This window comes from Halomonas sp. V046 (assembly GCF_052645355.1).
In genome coordinates this window covers 74,908-90,273 of sequence record NZ_JBQXYF010000007.1, presented here as the reverse complement: position 1 = coordinate 90,273, position 15,366 = coordinate 74,908, and the positions used below count along the sequence as shown (strand labels likewise).

General features: G+C 65.0%; 11 protein-coding genes. 7 read left to right on the top strand and 4 right to left on the bottom strand.

The window, feature by feature from the left end:
- Positions 1-299: 299 nt before the first annotated feature.
- From ACUN9Y_RS10970 to ACUN9Y_RS10945, 6 genes are all read left to right on the top strand, one after another.
- Complete coding sequence (locus tag ACUN9Y_RS10970; RefSeq protein WP_445460752.1) at positions 300-893, top strand: ANTAR domain-containing response regulator; 594 nt, start codon at positions 300-302, stop codon at positions 891-893.
- Positions 890-2,008, top strand: a complete 1,119-nt coding sequence (locus tag ACUN9Y_RS10965) for a CmpA/NrtA family ABC transporter substrate-binding protein (protein ID WP_445460751.1) — start codon at positions 890-892, stop codon at positions 2,006-2,008. The genes ACUN9Y_RS10970 and ACUN9Y_RS10965 overlap by 4 nt, the downstream gene beginning before the upstream one ends.
- Positions 2,009-2,340: 332 nt before the next feature.
- On the top strand, positions 2,341-3,750 hold the full coding sequence (locus ACUN9Y_RS10960; protein WP_445460750.1) for an NAD(P)/FAD-dependent oxidoreductase: 1,410 nt from the start codon (positions 2,341-2,343) through the stop codon (positions 3,748-3,750).
- Between the two features lie 107 nt (positions 3,751-3,857).
- Positions 3,858-6,344: a nitrite reductase large subunit NirB gene (gene nirB, locus ACUN9Y_RS10955; protein ID WP_445460949.1), complete on the top strand. Its 2,487-nt coding sequence runs from the start codon at positions 3,858-3,860 to the stop codon at positions 6,342-6,344.
- A gap of 70 nt (positions 6,345-6,414) precedes the next feature.
- Positions 6,415-6,786, top strand: coding sequence for a nitrite reductase small subunit NirD (nirD, locus tag ACUN9Y_RS10950; protein WP_445460749.1), 372 nt, complete (start codon positions 6,415-6,417; stop codon positions 6,784-6,786).
- A 500-nt stretch (positions 6,787-7,286) separates the two neighbouring features.
- Entirely contained in the window at positions 7,287-8,690 is a 1,404-nt protein-coding gene (locus ACUN9Y_RS10945) for a PhoH family protein (protein WP_445460748.1), read from the top strand.
- Between the two features lie 344 nt (positions 8,691-9,034).
- Here ACUN9Y_RS10945 and ACUN9Y_RS10940 read toward each other — a convergent pair whose 3' ends face one another.
- The 4 genes from ACUN9Y_RS10940 to ACUN9Y_RS10925 all read right to left on the bottom strand — a co-directional run bounded on the left by ACUN9Y_RS10940 (position 9,035) and on the right by ACUN9Y_RS10925 (position 12,952).
- Positions 9,035-9,253 carry a hypothetical protein gene (locus ACUN9Y_RS10940; protein WP_445460747.1) on the bottom strand — a complete coding sequence of 73 codons (219 nt, stop codon included), beginning with the start codon at positions 9,251-9,253 and terminating at the stop codon, positions 9,035-9,037.
- A 253-nt stretch (positions 9,254-9,506) separates the two neighbouring features.
- Positions 9,507-10,175 carry an alpha/beta hydrolase gene (locus tag ACUN9Y_RS10935; protein ID WP_445460746.1) on the bottom strand — a complete coding sequence of 223 codons (669 nt, stop codon included), beginning with the start codon at positions 10,173-10,175 and terminating at the stop codon, positions 9,507-9,509.
- 380 nt (positions 10,176-10,555) lie between these two features.
- A complete protein-coding gene (locus tag ACUN9Y_RS10930) occupies positions 10,556-12,325 on the bottom strand; it encodes an SLC13 family permease (protein ID WP_445460745.1) in 1,770 nt (589 codons plus the stop codon).
- A 420-nt stretch (positions 12,326-12,745) separates the two neighbouring features.
- Positions 12,746-12,952 (bottom strand): cold-shock protein, encoded by a 207-nt coding sequence (locus tag ACUN9Y_RS10925; protein WP_126484220.1) that lies wholly within the window; start codon positions 12,950-12,952, stop codon positions 12,746-12,748.
- A 491-nt stretch (positions 12,953-13,443) separates the two neighbouring features.
- Between ACUN9Y_RS10925 and ACUN9Y_RS10920 the strand changes: the two genes are divergently transcribed.
- Complete coding sequence (locus ACUN9Y_RS10920; RefSeq protein ID WP_445460744.1) at positions 13,444-15,078, top strand: FMN-binding glutamate synthase family protein; 1,635 nt, start codon at positions 13,444-13,446, stop codon at positions 15,076-15,078.
- The last annotated feature ends 288 nt before the right edge of the window (positions 15,079-15,366 follow it).

Sequence of the window (15,366 nt, the reverse complement as noted above, 5' to 3'; positions counted from 1 at the left end):
GGTGCAGCAAACACCGCCGCCCCTTCCGGCGTCGTGCCCCCGGCGTCATTCCCCTGCGTCGCGGGGAGGCGTCCAAGGTCCCCGCCCAATGAGGGGCGTGCCCACAGCCGAGGCGCCGTCGGCTTGACCGTGGCTCGCCGGCCCACACCTGGAACACTTATTGCATAAACCTGTTGCATTAGTTTATTGCATTAGCTTATTGCATCAACTAGGCATCGCGAGGACCCAAGCGTTCCGCTATCTTCCGCACCGCCCGACCGCCCTGGCGGTCGGCCAGCTCCAGTCCACGAGTCACGCCCATGCCCGAACCCCTGAAAGTGCTTCTGGTCGACGACGAGATCGTGCGTGCCGCCATGATCGAAGAGGCATTGGCCGGCGAGGGCCACGCGGTCATCTGCCGTCTGACGAGCCCGGCCAGCCTCAACGACATGGTCGCGCGCCATCGCCCGGACGTGGTGATCATCGACATGGAATCCCCCGATCGCGACACCCTGGACAGCATGGCCTTGCTCAATCGCGAGAACCCTCGCCCGGTGGTGTTCTTCGCCGACCAGCACGACCCGCACTCGATGCAGGATGCGCTCAAGGCCGGCGTCAGTGCCTACGTGGTCGACGGCCTGGTTCCCGGGCGAGTCAAGGCGATCATGGACGTCGCCATCGCCCGCTTCGCGTCCTTCCAGTCCATGCGTCAGGAGCTCGATCGAACGCGCAATCAGCTCGCCGAACGCAAGCGTATCGAGCGCGCCAAGGGCCTGCTGATGAAGCATCAGAGCTGCGACGAGCAGCAGGCCTACCGCATGCTGCGCAAGCTGGCCATGGACCGCGGCCAACGCATCCATGAGGTGGCCACCAACGTGATCGACATCCTCGAACGCCTGGAGAAGGGACAATGAACCAACCACCGACGACGCCGTCGTCCGCCACGGCGATCTGCACCTCCATCACGGCCGCAGGGGCCTCCTTCCGACCGCCCGAACTCGAGGCGCTGACGCTGGGCTTCATCCCGCTAGTCGATGCCGCCCTGCTGGTGGCCGCCCGAGAAGGCGGCTTCTTCGCTGCCGCAGGACTGGATGTCAGTCTGTCACGCGAGAACGCCTGGTCGACCCTGCGCGACAAGGTCGCCGCCGGCCTGCTCGACGGCGCCCATATGCTTGCCCCGCTGCCGCTGGCCATGAGCCTCGGCCTGTCCCGTGCGCCCTGTGAAACCCTGGCGCCGATGGTGCTCGGCTCCCAGGGCAATACCCTGGTGCTGTCCAATCGCTATGCCGAGGGCATGCCTCCTCCTGCCCCACAAGATCCGGGCGCCAACGCGCGCCGGCTGCGCGAGACCCTGGCCGAGCACCTGATCCACGGCAGCGGCACGCCACCGCGGCTGGCCATGGTCTATCCCTGGTCGTGTCAGCACTTTCAGCTGCGTGATTGGCTGGGTCGTGGCGGCATCGACCCGGACAGCAGCGTCGAGCTCGTCGCCCTGCCGCCGCCGCGGATGGTCGACGCCCTGCGCGACGGCCAGATCGATGGCTTCTGCGTCGGCGAACCCTGGGGGAGCCTGGCCGAGCATCACGGCGTGGGACGCATCGTCGCCACTGGCGCCGACCTGTGGCCCGGACATCCGGAGAAGGTACTCGGCGTCACCGCGTCCTGGGCCAAGCGCTACCCGGGCACCTTGGACGCGCTGATACGCTCGCTGATCGCCACCGCCGCCTGGCTCGATGAGGTTCCGACGGCGACGCGACAGACTCGGGATTGGCTCGCCCTACCACCCTATCTGGACCGCAGCATCGACCACCTGGATGACCTGCGCCTGGGCCTGGCACCCGCCCGCCAGCGTCTCACCGAAGTGCTGCGGCCCTGCCCGGAGGCCTTCGTCGCCATCGCCGAGCACCTCGATCAACAGCTCACGGCCAGGGGCCGCCGACTCGACGCCGACACCCTGGAGGATTGCTATAGCCCAACCGCCTTCGACCGCGTGGCTCGGCCCCGGACTCAGGGGCCTGAAGGTGAATAGTGCAAACCGCCGCCAAGGCGCACCAATGGTGTGCCTCGACACCGGACGGCGCGCCGTCAGCGCAGGCCCCTGGGTGTAAAAAAACCCACAACACCATGAAAAAATTAAGGTAATTGAACTCTGGCCCAGGTCTTGATTGTCATCTGACAAAGGCCGGCCCAAGCGCCTGCCGCGATCAACGAAGATCGCCCACTACGTCGGACCACCGTTTCCACACCAGCCTTCGCCACAGCCCTTGGACAAAGACGTCTCCAACACCCCGCATCTGGGGCGTTCGAGGCGTCTTTTGGGTTGTCGGCACGCGCCGGCAGCGAACAGAGAGGACCCCTGACATGCGCCGTGATCTCTCCCCACAGCCAAGCGTCAACACCGCCCCGCCGCGCCAAGGTCACTTGGTGATCATCGGCAACGGCATGGCCGCTCACCGCCTGCTCGAGGCGCTGACGAAGGCCCCCACCGGCCCGGCATGGGTGACCGTCATCGGCGAGGAAGCCAGCGCGGCTTACAACCGCATCATGCTGTCGGCCTGGCTTGCCGGTGACATCGACCATGACGAGCTGGCGTTGCCCAGCATTGCGGCGCACCGGCAAGCCAAGCCCAGCGGCCATGGACACGACGAGGGCGCTCCTGGCACTGGCCAAGGCACTGGCCAAGGCCAAGGCGACGCCCCTGGGCCGCACCTGTCCCACCGCCGAGGACTCAGGGTCGAGGCGATCGACCGCCAGCGGCGCCTCGTTCACTGCGCAGACGGTGAGGTGTTCGCCTATGACCATCTCGTCATCGCGACCGGCTCGCGCTCGGCGATGCCCGAAGTCCCCGGCATCGATCTGGAGGGGGTCGGCGGCTTCCGCGACCTCGCAGACGCCGAGGACCTCGCGGCCGGCGCCGAACATGGCGGTCAGGCGGTGGTCATCGGCGGCGGCCTGCTCGGCCTCGAGGCCGCCGAGGGCCTACGCCGCCGGGGCATGGAGGTCACCGTCCTCCAGCGTGGCCCGCGACTGATGAATCGCCAGCTCGACGCCGCCGCCGCCGACCTGCTCGCCGCAGAGCTCAAGGCCCGCGGCGTCAGCATCCGTACCGATGCCCAGCTGGCAGAGATCTTCGGCGATGACCGCGGCCGGGTCAGCGGCGTTCGCCTGATCGGCGATGACGCTCGGCTGCCCGCCCAGCGCGTGGTGATCGCCGCCGGCATCACGCCGAACGCCGAACTCGGCCGCCAAGCGGGCCTGGACTGTGACCGCGCCATCCGCGTCGACGAGCGCCTGACCACCTCCGATGCGGCGATCTCCGCCCTTGGCGAGTGCTGCCAATTCAAGGACACCACCTATGGCCTGGTGGAACCGATCTGGCGCCAGGTCGCGGTACTCAGCGCCCATCTCACCGGCCAAGACCATGCACCGTACCGCGACCAGGACAGCGCCACCAAGCTCAAGGTGTCCGGGGTATCGCTCTACGCCTTCGGCCCCACCGAGGCCGACGGCGAGCACGAGGTGCTGACCTACCACGACCGCGAGCAGGGCGAGTATCGCCGCTTGCTGCTCAAGGAAGGACGCCTGGAGGGCGTCGTGCTTTACGGCGATACCCGCATGGGGCCCTGGCTCTTCCAACTGGCCAACGATGCCACCCGCCTCGATACGGTGCGCCAGTCGCTGCTGCTGGGGCAGAGCGACACCGAATCCCTGATGGCCGAACGGCCCTTCTCGACCGACAACGACGCCACCACCCAGGAGGCCGCCGCATGACCACATCTCCCTCATCTTCCCAGCCGACACCATCATCCGAGAGCGCCGCCTCGGCCAACAATGCCGCACGGGCCCCGCGTCCTACGCTGATTGTGGTGGGCAACGGCATGGTCGGTCACCACCTGATCGAGCAACTCGTCGAGCGCGGCGCCCACCACGACTACCGCATCGTGGTGTTCGGCGAAGAACGCCACCTGGCCTATGACCGCGTCCACCTGTCCGAGTACTTCAGCGGCCGCGATGCCGAGTCCCTGGCGCTGTCGACCGCGGACTACTACGCCGAGCACGATATCGAGTTGCGTCTTCACGAGGCGGTCACCGCCATCGACCGCGAGGCCCGTCGAGTCATCACCCCCGCAGGCAGCTACGCCTTCGAGCGCCTGGTCCTGGCTACCGGCTCCTACCCCTTCGTGCCGCCCATTCCCGGCAACGATCACCCTGGCTGCCTGGTCTACCGGACCCTCGAGGATCTCGATGCCATCCGCGCCGCCGCAGAGACCGCCACGACCGGCGTGGTGGTCGGTGGCGGCCTTCTGGGCCTCGAGGCCGCCAACGCCCTGCGTGGCTTGAACCTCGACACGGCGGTGGTGGAATTTGCCCCTCGCCTGATGCCGATGCAGGTCGACCCCCAGGGAGGTGAGCTGTTGCGCGAGAAGATTGAGGCCCTCGGCGTACAGGTGCTTACCGAGCGTGCCACCCAGCGCATCGAGGACGGCCAGGCCAGCCGCCTGCGCATGGTGTTCCAGGACGACAAGGTACTCGAGACCGACCTGATCGTGTTCTCGGCGGGGATTCGGCCCCGCGACGAGCTGGCGCGGGATGCCGGGCTCGAGATGGGCGAGCGCGGCGGCGTGGTCATCGACGATCGCTGTCTGACCAGTGATCCGGCCATCTTGGCCGTCGGCGAGGTGGCGCTGTGGAACAACAGCATCTTCGGTCTGGTGGCGCCGGGTTACCAGATGGCCAAGGCCGCCGCCGACACCCTGCGTCTGGCGCCGACACCTGACGACACCACCTTCCGTGGCGCCGACATGAGCACCAAGCTCAAGCTGCTCGGCGTCGACGTCGGTGCCATCGGCGATGCTCACGGCGATCGCTCGCCGAGTGCCAAGCAATTTCGTTACTTCGATCAGTTGAATCAGGTCTATCGCAAGCTGGTGGTCTCCGGCGATGGCAAGAAGCTGCTCGGGGCCATGCTGGTGGGCGACAACGGCGTCTACGACACCTTGATGCAGTACTACTCAAGCGGCCTGGCATTGCCCGACGATCCGGCCTCGCTGATCCTGCCGTCCAGCGAGGGGCCGCCGGCGCTCGGCCCCGACGCCCTCCCCGACACCGCGACCATCTGCTCGTGTCACAACGTCACCAAGGGCGGCATCAGCGCCGCCATCGACGACGGCTGCCTGGACCTTGGCGCCCTGAAGGGCGCGACCAAGGCCAGCACCGGCTGTGGCGGCTGCGCGGCGCTGCTCAAGAGCGTCTTCGATCATGAACTCGCGGCTCGTGGCATGGAGGTCGACACCGCCCTGTGCGAGCACTTCGACCACACCCGCCAGGAACTCTTCGACATCGTCCGGGTGGCGGGCATCAAGACCTTCAGCGAGTTGATGGAACAGCACGGTCGGCGCCTCGACGATGGTGCGGTGTGCCTCGGGTGCGAGGTCTGCAAGCCAGCGGTGGCCTCGATCCTGGCCTCCTGCTTTAACGAGCCGATCACCGATGCCGCGCATATTCCGCTGCAGGACACCAACGACACCTTCATGGCCAATATGCAGAAGAACGGCACCTACTCGGTGGTGCCGCGCATCCCCGGCGGTGAAATCACCCCGCAGAAGCTGATCGTGCTGGGTGAGGTGGGCAAGAAGTACGGCCTCTATACCAAGGTCACCGGCGGTCAACGCATCGACCTGTTCGGCGCTCACCTCGACGACCTGCCCGCGATCTGGGGCGAGCTGATCGCGGCCGGCTTCGAAACCGGCCACGCCTACGGCAAATCGACCCGCACGGTAAAGTCCTGCGTCGGCAGCACCTGGTGCCGCTATGGGGTGCAGGACAGCGTGGGCATGGCGATTCGCCTCGAGCATCGCTACAAGGGCCTGCGCTCGCCCCACAAGCTCAAGTTCGCAGTCTCGGGCTGCACCCGCGAGTGCGCCGAGGCACAGAGCAAGGACATCGGCGTGATCGCCACCGAGAACGGCTGGAACCTCTATGTCTGCGGTAACGGCGGCATGCGCCCGCGCCACGCGGAGCTGTTCGCCACCGACCTCGACGATGACGGCCTGATTCGCACCATCGACCGGGTGTTGATGTTCTACGTGCGCACCGCCGATCGCCTGCAGCGCACCTCGGTCTGGCGCGAGAACCTCGAAGGAGGCCTTGCGTACCTGAAGGAGGTGATCCTCGACGACAGCCTCGCCATCGGCGAGGAGCTCGAACGTCAGATGCAGGTCATCATCGACAACTATGAGTGCGAGTGGGCCAACGCCCTGTCAGACCCCGATAAGCTCAAGCGCTTCAGGAGCTTCGTCAACGATAGTCGCCCGGACCCTGACATCATCGTCACCGAAGAGCGCGGCCAGCTGCGCCCGGCATGAGCGACACGCCAGCGCCCGGCACCCGCTGCGCCGCGGTGCCAGGCGCTCGACCAACCAACGAGGACTCACCATGACCCCATCGACCGCGACCGCCGCCATGACCCATTCCTGGCAACCGCTCTGCCACCGCTCGGACCTCGTGCCCTTCTCCGGCGTCGCCGCCTGGATCGAGGCGGCAGACGGACCCGCTCAGGTGGCACTGTTCTACTTGCCCGGGCGTAGCCCAGAGCTCTACGCCATCGATCACCACGATCCGTTGGCCAACGCCAACGTGATCGCCCGGGGCATCGTCGGCGACATCAAGGGCGAGGCGGTGGTCGCCTCGCCCCTGTACAAGCAGCACTACCGCCTGGCCGATGGTCAGTGCCTGGAAGACGACGGGGTCAAGCTGCGCAGCTGGGCGCTGGCCTTCCAGGGCGAACGGGTGATGATCTCGCTCTAGAAGCGTAGCCCCCCGAACCCCAGGCTCGCGGCAAGCCGTACGCGCCGGCCCCCGCTCGGGGGCCCGACAGCGCCACTGTGCCTTGTCCGGCCTGGGCTTGCCCGACCTGGGCTTGCCCGGCCTGGGGCGATACCGACCAAAGGCCGCAGGGGCATCCCCGCGCCATCACCGCCGGCCCGGCACTTGGCCGCCAGACAGCGCAACAGCCTCGACACGCCAATTAGCAGTAGCGGCTATCGTTGACTGTTCGCCCTTGCAGCATTTTCGTCATGGTCCATGCTAACGCTAAGGCACCGATTAGCCGGGTAGCGGTCTAATCACATAGCCCCAGAAGGTGGCTCGCCACGCCACCATTGCCCCCCAAGATGCAGGAGGATCCCCCGCAGAGAGAGCGCGACGACACCCGGCGCCGCTGTCACATTGCTGACACAAGGCGCTGACAGTGTCGACATCGAGACGTCATGGTGACGTCCCAGGTGACAATCAGGAGAGCTGCGCCGATGGTACGCATCGACAAGAAGGCCACCCGACTGTACGTGCTGGACACCAATGTCCTGATCCACGACCCCGCCGCCCTCTATCAATTCGACGAGCACGAAGTGGTCATTCCCATGACCGTGCTCGAGGAGCTCGACAAGCACAAGAATGGCGTTCGCGAAATCGCCCGTACCGCCCGGCAAGTCAGCCGGACCCTCTCTGACCTGACCGCCAAGGTCGATATCGAACAGATCCGTCAAGGCATCCCCATCGACCGCGTCACCGGCCCCCAGGGCCGCCTGCGTCTGCTGTGCTACAGCGACTTGAAGATCCCCAACAACCTCGACGACTCTCCCGACAACCGCCTGCTGTGTGAAACCTGTCGCCTGCGCGATGAACGCCCCGACGCCTCGGTGATCCTGGTCACCAAGGACATCAACCTGCGCGTCAAGGCCGCCGCCCTTGGCGTTCCGGTCGAGGACTACCTCACCGACCGTGCCTTCGATGATGCCGACGCCATGACCGACGGCGCGCGCATTTACCCCGACGCCGGCCATGACCTGTGGCAGGCGCTGGCGGTCGACGTCAACGTGGAGCGTGACCACGACCGCGTCGTCTACCGGCTCAAGGGCGAGATTCCTGCGGAATGGCACCTTGGCATGCTGGTCTCCGATCATGATCAGGAAGCCACCTTTGAAGCCATCGTGCGCGAGCTTGCGCCCCATCAGGCCACCCTGGAGCTACTCACCAACTATCGTCATGGTGCCAGCGTCTGGGGCGTACACGCCCACGATAGCCGCCAGAACTTCGCCCTGAACCTGCTCCTGGATGACGACATCGACCTGGTCACCGTGGCCGGCAGTGCCGGTACCGGCAAGACGTTCATGACCCTGGCCGCCGCCTTCCAGCAGACCCTCGACAGCAAACGCTTCGAGCGCATCGTCTTCACTCGGGCCCCGATTTCCATGAGCGAAGACATCGGTTTCCTGCCCGGCACCGAAGAGGAGAAGATGTCGCCCTGGATGGGCGCCTTCCACGACAACATGGACAATCTGCTGCGCGACGAACATGACGGCAGCAGCACCTGGAACGAGGACGCCACCCGCCAACTGTTGGCTTCGCGGGTCCAGATCCGCGCCCCAGGCTTCATGCGTGGACGGACCCTGAACGACACCTTCTTGATCATCGACGAGGCCCAGAACTTCACGCCAAAGCAGTTGAAGAGCCTGATCACCCGCGCCGGGCGCAACACCAAGATCGTCTGTCTGGGCAATGTCGGGCAGATCGATACGCCCTACCTCACCGCCAATACCTGCGGCATGGCGGCGGTGGTGCAGAATTTTGCCAACTGGCCCCACGGCGGGCACGTCACGCTGAGAAGCGTCGAGCGTTCGCGCCTGGCTCTCGCCGGCGAAGAACTCCTGTAACGAGCTCTTTGGACAAGCGCTGGTGATGAGCGCTAGTGATGAACGCTGGTGATGAGCACATCGAAACGCAGCCTGCGCTCGAGGCGAGCCAGGCCAGCGGATCGCCAACGCAGGAGATATCGAAGAGGAAGGATCGACAGACAGGCGACGAGGGCATGGTCCCTGACTGGCCCCCGGCATGGCCCGGGGCCAGTCAGGCGACGACTCGGGTGGCGCCAGCCCCTTTGGGGAACGCCGTACCGGCGGAGATCTCGGGAACGCCGTGCCGGCGGAGATTTCGGGAAAGCCGTGCCGGCAAAGAACCGCCGGCATGGTTTGAGCCCGTCGCTCACGCCTGATGACACTTACTGACGCTTATTCTTGGCCTCTTCGAGCAGCTCTTCGGCTTCGCTACGCGGCGCGGTTTCGAGCATCGAGGCGGCCTCGGCATAAAGACACACAAAGGTCTGGCAGGAGGCACAGTGGACCCTGTCGTCAGGATTCTTGACGCTTGGCACGCGCATGTTGTGGCTACCGCAATTCGGGCAGGGCTTGGGCAATCGCAGATCTTGGCTCAGTGACATTGGAGTCTCCCGGGGGCATGGTCCAGCGTGCTCGGCTTCGCAAGGCACTTGAATTCCAGCGCGTCTGACGGGCTCTCGGCTCCCGTGACCGTCTCGCGGGCGGTGTTCGGAAGGAAACCGTATCGCTCCCAGCGGCGCCGGAGCGCCGACTAACCCATGCAGAATCGCGCCATCCTCCCCCTACGATGGGGACGGCGGCGACTACCTTCAAGGCCAGGCCTGTCGGCACGCCTCGAACCACGGCGAGGCAACGTCAACGTGCCAGCCTGTCGCTCATCCACTGCCCGATATCGGCGATCTGCTGGGGGCAGATGGCGTGGGCCATCGGATATTGGCGATAGCCGACGCTAAAGCCCTCTTCCTTCAGTCGATGGTAGCCGGCGCGACCCAGCGACTCGGGCACCACGGGATCCATCGCCCCGTGGTGAACCTCGATGGGCAGGCTACGGTTGGCATCGGACAGCTCGATAGAGCTTGCGGTGGCGAAATAGGTCGACAGGGCCAGCAGGCCACCGAGCGGCTGGGCAAAGCTCAATGCCGCCTCATAGGCGACCGCGCCGCCCTGGGAGAAGCCCACCAGCAGGATGCGGCGGCTGTCGATACCGGCATCGATCTGGGATTGAATGACGCCCTGGATGCGCTTGGCCGACTGGCGCAGCTGCACTTCATCGACACGGCGCCCCAGATTCATCTCGAGGATGTCATACCAGGCCGGCATGACCATGCCGCCATTGACGGTCACCGGTAGGCGCTGCGCATGGGGCAGGATGAAGCGTACCTGCGCGTAGTTGGGACGCGGCAGCATCGGCACCATCGACTCGAAGTCCCGTCCATCGGCGCCGAGGCCGTGCAGGATGATCATGCAGGCATCGGCGGGAGCGTCGCCCCGGGGCTCAATTACGAGTTGGTCGTTGTCACTCATCAAGGCACTCTCTCGGAAGGCAGTCACCGTCAAGACGTTCTAGGAAGGCAGTCACGGTCAAGACGTTCGGTTCGCCGGATGCGGCTCTGCCGAGAACACGGGCGCTGGAGCGACACGGCTCGCAGCGTCTCGCGCCGGCCGGTGAACAGGCGGCACAGCAGAGACCGATGGCTCGGCAAAGGCGACACCCTAGCGCAAAGCTGCGCTCGGAGCGAGTCGGCAACGCCCGATCAGATCAACTCAGCGCCAGACATCGAAGAAAACCTGCTCGGCTGCCCACCCGACACAGGGACACGACGATCACAACCTTGAGCAAGCGGGCTCCCGCCGCCTGGAGGCGGCGACATTCCTCGAGCGCGGCACTGCACATCAGAACGGCATCAGAACGGCCACACCATCGGCGTCAGCCATAGCACCACCAGCCCGGTGACCACGTTCAGCGGCCCGCCGACCCGCAGGAAGTCGATGACGCGGTACCCACCGGGGCCCATCACCATCAAGTTGGTCTGGTAGCCGATAGGCGTCATGAAGCTCGCCGACGCGGCGAACATCACCACCACCACATAGGGCATCGGGTTGACTCCCAGACTCTCGGCTGCCGCCATGGCGATGGGAAAGGTGATCACCGCGGCGGCATTGTTGGTCACCATTGAGGTCAACAGCGCCACCACGACATAGGTCCCTGCCAGCAACGTCCAGGGACTGCCGCCACACACCGCCAGCAACGCGCCGGCGACTCCCGTGGCGGCTCCCGAGCTTTCCAGTGCCGCACCGAGCCCGAAGGAGGCGGCGATGGTCAGCAGGACCTGGGTGTCCATTCCGCGGCGGGCGGCACCGACGCCGACACAGCCCGACAGCAGCGCAGCCGCGGCTCCGAGCATGGCCGCATTGACCATGCTCATCAGGCCCGTGGTGGCCAGCACAATGACCGCAACGAGAATGCCCCAGGCCCTCAGCGCACGCTCATGGGCCGGCCGTGCGGCACCATTGACCTGGCTGACCAACAGAAAGTCCCGCGACTGGCGGTGACGTTCGACGAAGGCCGGACGAGTCTCCAACAGCAACACGTCCGCGGGCTGAAGACGGATCTGGCCGAGGTTGCCGGCGACCCTTTCGCCGCCCCGACAGACCGCCAGTACCGCCGCACCATAGAGGGTACGAAAATGCCCGTCGCGAATACGCTGGCCGATGAACTGGCACTGCTCCGACACCACCGCCTCTACCAGACGGCGCTCCTTGAAGTCTTTGGTCAAGTTGGATTCGCCATGCCGGGACGGCACCAGGCCGCGAAACTGCTGCAGGTCCACGGCACCATCGGAGGTGCCGGCAAAGACCAGCCGATCGCCGCCCTTGAGCTGCTCACCGGGACCGACCACGCTGACGACGTTGCCCTCGCGCTCGATCTCGACCAGAAACAGCTCCCCGAGATGGCGCAGGCCGGCCTGCTCGACGGTTTGATCGACCAGCGGCCCGGCCGGGTCGACCTCCATCTCAATGGTGAATTCACGGGGGTTGGCGAAGGCCTGGTCGGTGCCGCGACGGTCCGGCATTAACTTGTGGCCGACCAACACGAGATAGACCAGCCCCACCACGGCCACCGGCACGCCCACCCAGGCCAGGTCGAACAACCCCATGTCGAGTTCGGGATAACGTTCCACCATCAGCGAGTGCACCACCAGGTTGGTACTGGTGCCGAGCAGGGTGATGGTGCCGCCGAGAATCGAGGCGAAACTCAGCGGCATCAGTAGCCGCCGGGGCGATACGCCGAGGCGCCGGCTCCAGCTGACCACCGCGGGCAGAAAGGTCGCGACCACGGGAGTGTTATTGAGAAACCCGCTGACCACCGCCACCGGCAGGATCAAGCGCACCAGGGCGCCCCGCTCTCCTCGCGGCCGTCCAAGGACATAGCGGATGATCAAGTCAATGCCACCGGTCTCACGAATACTGGCGACCAGCACGTACAGAAAGGCAACGGTAAACAGACCGCTGTTGGAGAACCCTCCCAGCGCCTGGTCGGTATCGATGACACCGAGGGTCAACAGCACCACCAGGGCTGCCATCAACACCATGTCCGGGCCCAGGCGCGTCAGCGCCATGAGGGGAAAAACAGCGGAGGCAACAATAAAGGTAATCCAGGCATCCAACGACATCGACGAGGCGTCCCTGCGGAGAGAGAAGCCATTGTGGACGCCGCATCTTATTCGAAAAAGTTATTTTTTCTCATGTTTTTATCACATTCGCGCATATCATGAGGGAATATCCCAGTCTGGCGTAGTACACCGGTCAGTCGCGGAACAATGCCCGGCCTTCTGTGCATATACGACCTCCCACAGACGCCTTGTCCGTCGCCATGACGCAGGGTCCGCTCGCCCTCTCGTGGCGTTTTCGGGTGACCAAGGCGATGACGAGCCCCACAAACGCAAAAAGACCCGCCTAAGCGGGTCTTCTTGTGCTACCCAACCGGAGTCGGGTCGCGATACACGTTGTCGTTATCAGGGCTAGAAAGCTAGGCCTTCACGCACCTTAACCGCTAAACGTGTGAACATCAGATTCTTCAACAGAGCCTAAGCTTAGTCGATGACCTTGATGTTGGAAGCCTGGAGGCCTTTCTTGCCCTGGGTGACGTCGAAGGAAACCTTCTGACCGTCTTGCAGGGACTTGAAGCCCTCGGCTTGGATCTCGGAGAAGTGAGCGAACAGGTCGTCACCGTTGTCGTCCGGAGAAATGAAGCCGAAGCCTTTAGTGTCGTTGAACCACTTAACTGTACCAGTAGCCATTTTCGAAATCCTCGAATAGCTTGAATGTTGCCGGGTAATACCCGAGTTGCAGTGGGTAAAACAAGAAACTTTCACCGGGCAACGGACGCGAATCTCAATTCGATGACCACTGACGATGTTCGACTTGCCAACCAACTGCGAGCAGCATGCGCGCTCTCGCTGCTCAGGTCAACACTAATTTCAGACCATGACACCTGGATGACAGTCCTCGGCGTGCCTGACCCGTCGCCTTTTCTGCGCTCACCGAAGACGATGCCCGGACGTCTGTGCTGCGACTGGCTGGCCTCCTGCCGGCGTCGATCATGCCGATCCCGTCCACGCCCACGGGCGGCAAGCGACCTTCGCTCTGGCCCCTCGCCAAGCCCCCTCGCCCGCGTTGTCGCGTGGGCGTCATTTCACTGTGCCGTGGCGTGTGTGTCCATGCGCCCCCATTGACTGACCTTGTGATTGTGCTTGCATGGAGATGCCCCTCCATGCACAAGGAAAATCGAATGTCTTCGCTACCACAGCGTTTCAGCGCCTACGCCGCAAGCATCGCGGGGCTGCTGATCAGCCTGATCGGGCTGGCCTTTTCTTCCCTGTGGCTGATCGGCGTGGTGCTGTTCGGTCTGCTGACGCTGCTCGGCACCCGAGATATCCGCCAACGCCGTCGCACCGTGAGTCGCAACTATCCGATCCTGGCGCACCTGCGCTACTTCCTCGAGTCCATCGGCCCCGAGTTCCGCCAGTACTTCATCGAATCGGACACCGACGAGACGCCGTTCTCGCGTGAGCAGCGCACCCTGGTCTATCGTCGCGCCAAGAACGACGTGGACAAGAAGCCCTTCGGATCGCTACGCGACATGAACGCTCCCGGCTACGAATGGATGAGCCCGTCCCTGGCCCCGGTCAAGATCGACAACCACGACTTCCGCGTGCTCGTCGGCGAGGAGCGCGCTCAGCCGTACCGCGCCAGCGTACTGAACATCTCGGCGATGAGCTTCGGGGCCCTGTCGCCCAATGCCATCAGCTCGCTGAACGAAGGCGCCAAGCTTGGTGGCTTCTATCACACCACCGGAGAAGGGGCGATCTCGCCCTACCACCTGCGCGGCGGAGATCTGGTGTGGCAGATCGGCTCCGGCTACTTCGGCTGTCGCACCGAGCAAGGAGGCTTCGATCCCGACAAGTTCCGCGACAATGCGCGTCGTGAATCGGTCAAGATGATCGAGATCAAGCTGTCCCAGGGGGCCAAGCCCGGCCACGGCGGCATCCTGCCCGGCGCCAAGGTGACCCAGGAGATCGCCTCCACCCGCGGGGTACCGGTGGGAGAAGACGTCATCTCACCGTCCACGCACTCGGCCTTCTCGACCCCTTGCGAGCTGATCGAGTTCATCCAGACCCTGCGCACGCTGTCCGGCGACAAGCCGGTGGGAATCAAACTGGCCCTCGGCCATCCCTGGGAATGGTTCGCCCTGGTCAAGGCCATGCGCGAGTGCGGCGACCACCCGGACTACATCGTCGTCGATGGCGGCCAGGGCGGGACCGGTGCAGCGCCACTGGAGTTTATCAATCGGCTCGGCATGCCGCTCAACGATGCCCTGTCACTGGTGCACACCACCCTGGTCGGTGCGGGCCTGCGCGAGCGTATCCGTATCGGCGCCAGCGGCAAGGTCATCAGCGCCTTCGACATCGCGCGCACCCTCGCCCTCGGCGCCGACTGGGTCAACATGGCCCGCGGCTTCATGTTCTCGCTGGGCTGCATCCAGGCCCAGACCTGCCACAACGACAAGTGCCCAAGCGGCGTGGCGACCCAGGACAGGACCCGTGGCAGCCGCCTGGACATCGACGACAAGAGCGTCAGGGTGAACCACTTCCACGCCAATACGCTGCATGCCCTGTGCGAGATGCTCGAGGCCGCGGGCCTGAACCACCCCAGCGAGCTCGGCCCGGAACATATCATTCGCCGGCTCGCCAACGGCAAGGCGCTGCCCTACATCAGCCTGCTGGACACCCTGGCGCCGAACGAACTGCTCGAGGGTGGTGCCAAGGACCATGTGCTGTTTCGTGAATTCTGGGACCTGGCCAACCCCCACAGCTTCGATGCCCCCTGCGCACTGTACAACCTGCGACAGACGAAGCTGCTCTAACGCCGCGACGAGGCCGGACCGCTTGACCCGCCGCGACGGAACCGGGTCGCACAACGAGAAGCCACCGGGTCGCACCACGAGAAGGCACCGGGTCGCACAACGAGGCGGAACCGGATCGCACAACGAGACGGCACCGGGTCGCACAACGAGAAGCCACCGGGTCGCACCACGAGAAGGCACCGGGTCGCACAACGAGACGGCACCGGGTCGCACAACGAGAAGCCACCGGGTCGCACCACGAGAAGGCACCGGGTCGCACAACGAAAAGAGCGCTGTCACCAGGGTGAC

Coding starts and splice junctions, on each gene's coding strand:
- ACUN9Y_RS10925 (WP_126484220.1), bottom strand. CDS start 12,952: ATGGCTACTGGTACAGTTAAGTGGTTCAACGACACTAAAGGCTTCGGC.
- ACUN9Y_RS10945 (WP_445460748.1), top strand. CDS start 7,287: ATGGTACGCATCGACAAGAAGGCCACCCGACTGTACGTGCTGGACACC.
- nirD (WP_445460749.1), top strand. CDS start 6,415: ATGACCCCATCGACCGCGACCGCCGCCATGACCCATTCCTGGCAACCG.
- ACUN9Y_RS10935 (WP_445460746.1), bottom strand. CDS start 10,175: ATGAGTGACAACGACCAACTCGTAATTGAGCCCCGGGGCGACGCTCCC.
- nirB (WP_445460949.1), top strand. CDS start 3,858: ATGGTCGGTCACCACCTGATCGAGCAACTCGTCGAGCGCGGCGCCCAC.
- ACUN9Y_RS10940 (WP_445460747.1), bottom strand. CDS start 9,253: ATGTCACTGAGCCAAGATCTGCGATTGCCCAAGCCCTGCCCGAATTGC.
- ACUN9Y_RS10920 (WP_445460744.1), top strand. CDS start 13,444: ATGTCTTCGCTACCACAGCGTTTCAGCGCCTACGCCGCAAGCATCGCG.
- ACUN9Y_RS10930 (WP_445460745.1), bottom strand. CDS start 12,325: ATGTCGTTGGATGCCTGGATTACCTTTATTGTTGCCTCCGCTGTTTTT.
- ACUN9Y_RS10965 (WP_445460751.1), top strand. CDS start 890: ATGAACCAACCACCGACGACGCCGTCGTCCGCCACGGCGATCTGCACC.
- ACUN9Y_RS10960 (WP_445460750.1), top strand. CDS start 2,341: ATGCGCCGTGATCTCTCCCCACAGCCAAGCGTCAACACCGCCCCGCCG.
- ACUN9Y_RS10970 (WP_445460752.1), top strand. CDS start 300: ATGCCCGAACCCCTGAAAGTGCTTCTGGTCGACGACGAGATCGTGCGT.